This window comes from Pseudomonas sp. FG29 (assembly GCF_057809355.1).
This window is the reverse complement of record NZ_JBMDJU010000058.1, coordinates 1-435: the sequence shown is the minus strand read 5'-3', so window position 1 is coordinate 435 and position 435 is coordinate 1. Positions and strand designations below refer to the sequence as shown.

Annotated in this window: 1 protein-coding gene; it reads left to right on the top strand. The window is 58.4% G+C overall.

Features of this window, described 5'->3' with window-relative positions:
- Positions 1-20: 20 nt before the first annotated feature.
- The coding region (locus tag ACODS1_RS24140) for a calcium-binding protein (protein ID WP_489087645.1) at positions 21-435 on the top strand (415 nt) is incomplete at its 3' end.

Genomic DNA, 435 nt, shown 5'->3' with positions numbered 1-435 from the left:
GTGGTGCAGGTAACGATCAACTGCAAGGTGGTGATGGCGACGACCAACTGAACGGCGGCGTAGGCAGTGACGCGTTGTTCGGTGGTGCCGGCAACGATCAGTTGCGAGGTGACGATGGGGACGATTTGCTCGATGGTGGCTCTGGCAATGACTTGCTCTACGGTGGTGCAGGTAACGATCAACTGCAAGGTGGTGATGGCGACGACCAACTGAACGGTGGCGTAGGTACTGACGCGTTGTTCGGTGGTGCCGGCAACGATCAGCTGTGGGGTGACGATGGGGACGATTTGCTCGATGGTGGCTCTGGCAATGACTTGCTCGACGGTGGTGCAGGTAACGATCAACTGCAAGCTGGTGATGGTGACGACCAACTAAACGGCGGTGTAGGCAGTGACACGTTGTTCGGTGGTGCCGGCAACGATCAACTGTGGGGCG